The 6,949-nt window shown below is 34.2% G+C and carries 6 protein-coding genes; 4 read left to right on the plus strand and 2 right to left on the minus strand.

Going from position 1 to position 6,949, the window contains the following annotated elements:
- The first annotated feature begins 1,713 nt into the window (after nt 1-1,713).
- On the plus strand, nt 1,714-1,902 hold the full coding sequence (locus ASJ81_RS07350; protein WP_095643916.1) for a CxxC-x17-CxxC domain-containing protein: 189 nt from the start codon (nt 1,714-1,716) through the stop codon (nt 1,900-1,902).
- Nucleotides 1,903-2,007: 105 nt separating this feature from the next.
- On the opposite strand, the gene ASJ81_RS07355 is transcribed toward ASJ81_RS07350, so the two are convergent.
- Both ASJ81_RS07355 and ASJ81_RS07360 read right to left on the minus strand, forming a co-directional pair.
- Nucleotides 2,008-2,181: a HepT-like ribonuclease domain-containing protein gene (locus ASJ81_RS07355; RefSeq protein ID WP_095643917.1), complete on the minus strand. Its 174-nt coding sequence runs from the start codon at nt 2,179-2,181 to the stop codon at nt 2,008-2,010.
- Between the two features lie 54 nt (nt 2,182-2,235).
- Nucleotides 2,236-2,541, minus strand: a complete 306-nt coding sequence (locus ASJ81_RS07360; RefSeq protein WP_095643918.1) for a nucleotidyltransferase family protein — start codon at nt 2,539-2,541, stop codon at nt 2,236-2,238.
- 288 nt (nt 2,542-2,829) lie between these two features.
- On the opposite strand from ASJ81_RS07360, the gene ASJ81_RS07365 reads away from it, so the two are divergent.
- From ASJ81_RS07365 to ASJ81_RS07380, 3 genes are all read left to right on the plus strand, one after another.
- A complete protein-coding gene (locus ASJ81_RS07365) occupies nt 2,830-3,081 on the plus strand; it encodes a type II toxin-antitoxin system HicB family antitoxin (protein ID WP_095643919.1) in 252 nt (83 codons plus the stop codon).
- Nucleotides 3,074-3,301, plus strand: coding sequence for a type II toxin-antitoxin system HicA family toxin (locus tag ASJ81_RS07370; RefSeq protein WP_095643920.1), 228 nt, complete (start codon nt 3,074-3,076; stop codon nt 3,299-3,301). The genes ASJ81_RS07365 and ASJ81_RS07370 overlap by 8 nt, the downstream gene beginning before the upstream one ends.
- 631 nt (nt 3,302-3,932) lie before the next feature.
- Complete coding sequence (locus ASJ81_RS07380) at nt 3,933-6,533, plus strand: UvrD-helicase domain-containing protein (RefSeq protein WP_095643922.1); 2,601 nt, start codon at nt 3,933-3,935, stop codon at nt 6,531-6,533.
- Nucleotides 6,534-6,949: the final 416 nt, after the last annotated feature.

The raw sequence follows: 6,949 nt of genomic DNA on the forward strand, positions 1-6,949 counted from the left end.
GGAAATGCTAACATTCAGGTGTTTTAAAACATCAATCGGATAAAAATGGATTATCAATTCATTAAAATTGATTTTTTCTTTTTTGGACTGTTTTCAGATTAAGTTGAAAATCTGTTAACCGAATCTTGTTTTCATAGGAGCCATCTGAAACTGAACCCCAAATAGGGAATGAAATCCTCTCAGTTATTCCAAGAGCCTATCCCAAAACATTATCTAATCTACTATTACCGCCAATATTATAACTCCTATTCTGGCATTATATTGGTTTTGGGACAGGCTCCAATTCAATTGAAATATATTTTTCCTGCCGGCGGACGACTCAGTACCAAAATCTAGTGATGAATGTAAAACTCAAAATCACTAGATTTTATAAATGGTCACCATCCATGTAATACAACTTAGTGATTCAAGTCTTTAGATAGCGAATATCGATTTTGATAAAAACTGGATTCTTCTTGCTAATTAAGACTTTCTATCAAAAATGCAAAAATCACTGGATTTTGGAACAGAGTCCGGCGGACTGCTTAAATATACCCCGAGTACATTTATGAAACCAAAGTGAAATTGAAAACCCGTGATTTTTGCAGATATTTTCTTAACAAACATAAGAAGCCCTACGCAGGGCCTTTTTGCTAAAAGTGATCTTTTCCTTTTGGGGATTTTGTGATTTAAGTGGACCCTTCTTCACATTCAATTCAGTTTTAATATATTTCTCCCGCAGGCGGTTTGCTGGAATCTTCCCTCAAATACATTTTGTAAAATCAAAGTTAAATTAGAAACCTACGATTTTTGCAAATTTAGGAGGAGTCCTTTGCAGGTTCTATTTTTTGATCAAACTAATTCATTTCTATTGGAGGATTGTTTTAAGTGATAGGGTCCTCAAAAAATGATTCATTTTCCAAGGGTTAATAAGCCTTATCTCGTGAATTGGATATGGTGCTAGTGTTCCCCCAATAAAGTACAGATGATAAAGAATTTATTTTCCATTAAAGAAATTAAATATCCTTAACTTTTATTTTAAGGTTTTTTTAGCCCTTATTTTCAACATTTTATTTTGTAAAACGAAAACGGAGTTAGTTGCCATAATTTCAAAAAAATGTGATTTCAGTCGAATACCCCGCTAGCTTGCTGCGGGGATGGAAACTTCCCCGGTAACCGTTGATAATAATAAAATTTCTCAATTCCATTTTCGATTACTAACTTCTGCTCACACTAAATTGTTTAGGGTTATTATTTCCTTTAACGGAATTTTGAGCGGTGGCGCGAACATACCCCGTTGCTTGCAGCGGGGTGCGCCAGCGCAACTTTGATTTTCCTCTAAATTGAATTTTAAGAATGTACTTTTATTGGGGGAACTCTGGTTATATATTTATTTCCTAAAATAAGCATTCTGAATCCTCATTTTACACACTGATTTTGGAGGACCCTATTTAAGTGAAGACTTGTTAACTGAATTCTGTTTTCAGGAGCTATCAGAAAATAGGCTGTTATCTACTCTGCAAACCGTACTTAGAAGTTGTTCTCATTTGATATTATGCTTCTATTCATAGATAGATTTATATATTTTAAGTACCATGTACGTGTGTTGACAAATAAAGAGACGTATAATAATCTGTTATTAAAAACCAATTTTTGTTTTTAATTAAAGAGTCTATACAATCTTATTTTCAAACAATTAACAAAAACTAAAAACTAAAACAAGGTGAAACAAATATGGCTTTTAATGACAGAAACTTCAGAGGAAATTCTAATTTCGGCGCTCCAAGAGAAATGCACAAGACAAAATGTTCTGATTGCGGTGTTGAAACCGAAGTGCCTTTTAAACCTGACCCAGAAAGACCGGTTTATTGCAGGGATTGTCTTCCTAACCACAGGACACCCAGAGAAAACCGCAGATACTAAGTGTAATTTGTGTAATTAAGTTTACATCAACACTTATTTCTTTTCTACTTTTTTTAAAATTCAAAAGATTCGGAATATCCTTTTTAAGTGAACTTTTCTTCACGTTCAAGCCAGATCTTTCCAAGGAACAGAGGGATATTTCTCACGGATTTCAAATGGGACATTCTTTGTTGCTTCACCAATAATCTCCAGAGCCCTAACGACTGCAAACTGGGTTTTACGATCTTCGGTAAACTCTTCAAGTGTCCAGCCGTTAATAAATTCTTCTGCTGCTTCCATTGCGTCATAGATATCCTGGATACAGTATTTTACTTCACGAATTTTAATCCCTCTTCAAACAGCTTTAACTTCACTCAGGATATGTCTACCTATATTCGGCTTTAATGCATCTTTCATAACAAGGTCTACCTTAATACCCAGAGCATCCGAAAGGTAATTTTCAAGGTTGACAAATTTAAAAATAGTAGGGGTTTTGCTGAACTCAACGAGTATGTCAAGATCACTTCCTGACTTTTGCTCTCCCCTTATGTAAGACCCAAAAATCCCCAGGTAACTGACATGGTACTTTTCTTTAAGCTCAGGAAGCATTTCATGAAGTTTCCGAATGTAAATGTCAGCTTCTTTTCGGTTTTCCAGCATTTATTCAGGCTCTGTTTGGATTCCTTCTTGATATATCATAGTATTTTGCGGTTGTAGTATTTATAATTACTAAAGGAGGAGGGTTAAATCTTTTTCATTTCCAATTCAGTTTTAATATATTTCTCTGGCCGGCGGACTGCTTGAACCTTCCCCGAGCACGTTCCGTAAGTCTTGTTAAGAAACGAGAAATTGAAGACTTTAATTCTTACAGGTCTAACCGGATTCGCATAACCTATATAAGATTTAAACAGCATAAAACTAGATATACCAGTTCGGAAAGGTTTAATTATGCTCATCCAGTACATCCACGCGGCTCTTGAAAGGGCAAAATATGAAATAATCGATGATGAAGAACCTTATTATGGAGAAGTTCCCGAACTTGAGGGTGTATGGGCTACAGGCAAGACACTTGAAGAATGTCGCAGAAACCTGGAAGAAGTCATTGATGAATGGATAGTTATCAAATTGAGAAGCGGACTGCCTCTGCCCCGGATTGGAGACTATGTGATCAAAGAGCCGGGAGATATTGCAGTTGTCTAAGCTGGTCTCTGTCGATTGGCGAACCTTTGTTAAAAGATTGCAAGAACTGGGATTTGAAGGACCCTATTCTGGCGGAAAGCATCCTTTTATGAGAAAAGGAGATCTTGTTTTAACGATTCCTAATCCACATAAAAATACAATCGGAATTGATCTTCTGATAAGAATTCTTAAACAAGCTCGAATTTCAAGGGAAGAGTGGCTTGGAGAAGAGAATTCCTGAAAAACTCGAATAGATAATAATCTAAATTGAAATATATTTTACTGCTGATGATCTGCTGAATTCTTCCCCGAATACATTCGTAAAATCAAAGTTAAATTGAAAATCCCCGATTTTTGCAGATTCAAATAGAGTTTAGAAGGAGCCCTTCGCAGAGTCTTTTTGCTAAAAGTGATCTTTCACTTTGAAGGGATTTTGTGACTGAAGTGGACCTTTTTTCACGTTTATTTCAGTTTTAATATATTTCTCCGGCTGGCGGTCCACTGAAATCTTCCCCAAACATAGTTGTAAAATGAAAGTGAGATTGAAAACCCGCGAGTTTTCTAAATTTAAAAGATTTTGTAAGGAATCCTTCGCAGGGCCTTTTTGCTAAAAGCGATCTTTCCCTTTTGGGGAGGGAATTTTCGGATTCAAGCAACATTTTTCAGATGAGTTATGGATTAAGGAGATCTTTCAGAAAACTGGATCGTTGAATACGAAATGGAAAAGTCTTCTATCAACGCAATTCATACCTCATTTATTTATCTAAAGTTTACATCCTCCCCCTTAGCCTAAATTTTTATGCTATGTGTGTATAAACATACGTATCAACCTATGCAGCAGTTTTTCTTTTAAGTTCCTAGAAGGCGTTGAGATGGTTTTAGGTAATAGAAACGAGAATTGTTCAGGATTTAGAAAAGGTAAACTAAGGCCATTTATTTTATCGATTATCTCTCCAATTACACATTCATTAAAAAGAATTCACGAAATATGCATAACCGAAATTCTGGAAGTCAGAAATAAAATTTTAAAAATAGAAAAAGGAACCATAAGCGAAGAAGTAAAAGAAAATATTGGAAAGGATATATCTGAATTATATTTAAAGCACGAGTTATACAATACAAGAAAAGAGACCTATTTGATTTATCATGAAAGAAAGAACTTAATTGGTATTTGCAAAAATTGCCTAAATACCTGTTCTTCTTTTAAAATCAAAAGTAAACTTCTGGATGAACCATCAAATAACTTTGTTATGAAGTCAATAACAGAATTTTCCTATTTATTGAGTGAGTTTGAGAGATATGACAATGAGCAATTTATACAGGGAAGAATCCAGAAGTATGATTATTTATTCCAGAAATCTTCTTTTCCTCTAGATAACTCACAAAAAAGGGCCGTAGTGACTGATGATACACATAATTTAGTTGTAGCAGGTGCTGGTTCTGGAAAAACTGAAGTACTGATCACAAGAACAGCTTATCTAACAGAAAGAGAACCAGATAAGGTTGATGCAAAAAGGATACTCATTCTTGCTTATCAGAATAAAGCTGCTGAAGAGGTTAAAAAAAGACTTAAAGAAAGGTTTGGTATTGAAGATGCGGAAGTCAGAACTTTTCATTCATTGGGAAAGAAAATCTTGGAAGAAGAGAGCAAAGTTTCAGGAAAAGAGATTCTAAAATTAAAGTTTTCAGGTTCTAGTTTTGACAGAGAATTTTCGAATTACATTGAGTACTTATTCGATCTTAGAAAGATAAACGAAGATTTCCAGAAGAAAATTGTAGATTATATGAGATTCTATCATGACAATGAGATAATAAAGAGCCAGGAAGACTTTGATAAAAAAGAAGAGTTTTACAAATATATGGTGAATTTAACATATACTGCTCTTGATGGAACTAAAGTAAAAAGTGAGGCTGAAAGGGTTATACTGAACTTTTTTATTAGTCACAATCTGAACGGGGAAAGAGTCAAAATAATTTATGAATGTCTTGCTCGATGGATGGCATATACCGATACTAGCGGTAATAGAAAGATTCCAAAACCCGATTTTTTCTTTCCTGATTATGACATTTACCTTGAGCATTGGGCGATAGACAAAAATGGAAAAGTGCCAGATTGGTTTGAAGGTAAAAATGCATCAGAAGAATACAAACTAGGTATGAAGAGAAAAATAGAGAAGTTTCTGCAACAAGATAAGTATTATCTTGTGGAAATTACAAATTTCGAATTCAAAGGGGATAATTTTGAGAAAATTTTGATTGAAAGAATGACAAAGGCATTAAAAACAAAGCATCCTGATCAAGATTTTAAGTTCACTCCTGTTCCTTATGAGCAACTTGTCAATAGAGTGAACTATGGATGCAAAGAATCTGTTAAAGGTCTTTCTTTCAATATCAGCCGATTCATAACAATTGCTAAAACGTACAATCTGCCTCCAGAAAATCTCAAACAAAGGTTACTAACTGAAAGATGGTCTGCAAAACAAAAAGCATTTGCTAAGATTGCATTAGATATCTATGAGATTTATGAAAATGAGTTGAGAGCTGAAAATAAGATTGATTTTGCTGATATGATCAATCTTGCTGTAAAGGAACTGAAAGAGAATCAAGAATTATATAGAAATTCTTTTGACCAAATCTTAATTGACGAATATCAGGACATAAGTGCTCAAAGATATGAGTTTATACGTGAACTTATGAAGAAAAACAATGGATGTAAATTATTCTGTGTGGGCGATGATTGGCAAAGCATAATGGGTTTTTCAGGATCTGACCTTAACTTTTTTGTCAACTTCAGTGAATACTTTGACCATCCGGCTAGAACTGACCTTTCCATAAATTACAGAAGTTGTAAGTCTATAGTGGATACAGGTGCTGAAATTATAAAATATAATAGAGGCTCACAGATAGAAAAAGAGACTATTGCTAAAAACGCTGCTGAAAGTCCTGTAAAAATCTACGTTTCAAACTGTAATCGAAAATCAACAAATCTATACTATTCTCAAATTGCTAATCACTGCATTAATTCAATAAAATATTATCTTGATGAAGGTTATGAAGCAAAAGATATTCTACTTTTATCCAGAATTGGGAAAAATCTCAAGATGATGAATAAATTAATGGAGTATGCTGAAATTCAAAATGTTCCTATTTCCTTTGATGGGAATAAAAACCCCAACAAAGTACCTTTCATGACAGTGCATAAGAGCAAAGGTTTACAAGCTAAAGTCGTTTTCTTGCTGGATGTGGTGGAAGATTTATACGGTTTTCCCTGTGAAATAGAAAATCCCGATATTTTTGAACCAGCAATTCTTTCACGTAAAAGAGATAGATATGAGGAAGAAAGAAGGCTCTTTTACGTTGCTGTAACAAGAGCTATGAATGACTTGATAATTTATACTCGAAAAGATTCGATCAGTAAATTTATAAAAGAAATTGAACACAAGGTTACTTTTTGCGAACTTGCAGATTTATAGGGAGCCCTTCGCAGGGACTCAGTATCAAAATCCAGTGACGAACATAAAATAAAAAATCACTAGATTTTGTAATTGGTCACCATCCCTGAGATACAACTTTGGGATTGAAGTCTTTAGATGTCGAATATTGATTTTGATGAAAACGGGATTCTTCTTTCGAATTCAGATTTTCAATCAAGAAATGAAAAAATCACTAGATTTTGGAACAGAGTCTTCGCAGGGCCTTTTTGATAAAAGTGATCTTTCCCTTTTGGGGAGGGAATTTTCTGATTGAGGTGAGCCCTTCTTCTCGGTCAATTTAGTTTTAATATATTTATCCTGCCGAGGGTCTGTTTGAATATTCCCCTAATACCTTTATTAAGAAAACAAACATGATATTCCTTGAATAACATGCACAACTATATGAAAATGAATGC

This window comes from Methanosarcina spelaei (assembly GCF_002287235.1).
Taxonomy (GTDB): Archaea; Halobacteriota; Methanosarcinia; order Methanosarcinales; family Methanosarcinaceae; genus Methanosarcina; species Methanosarcina spelaei.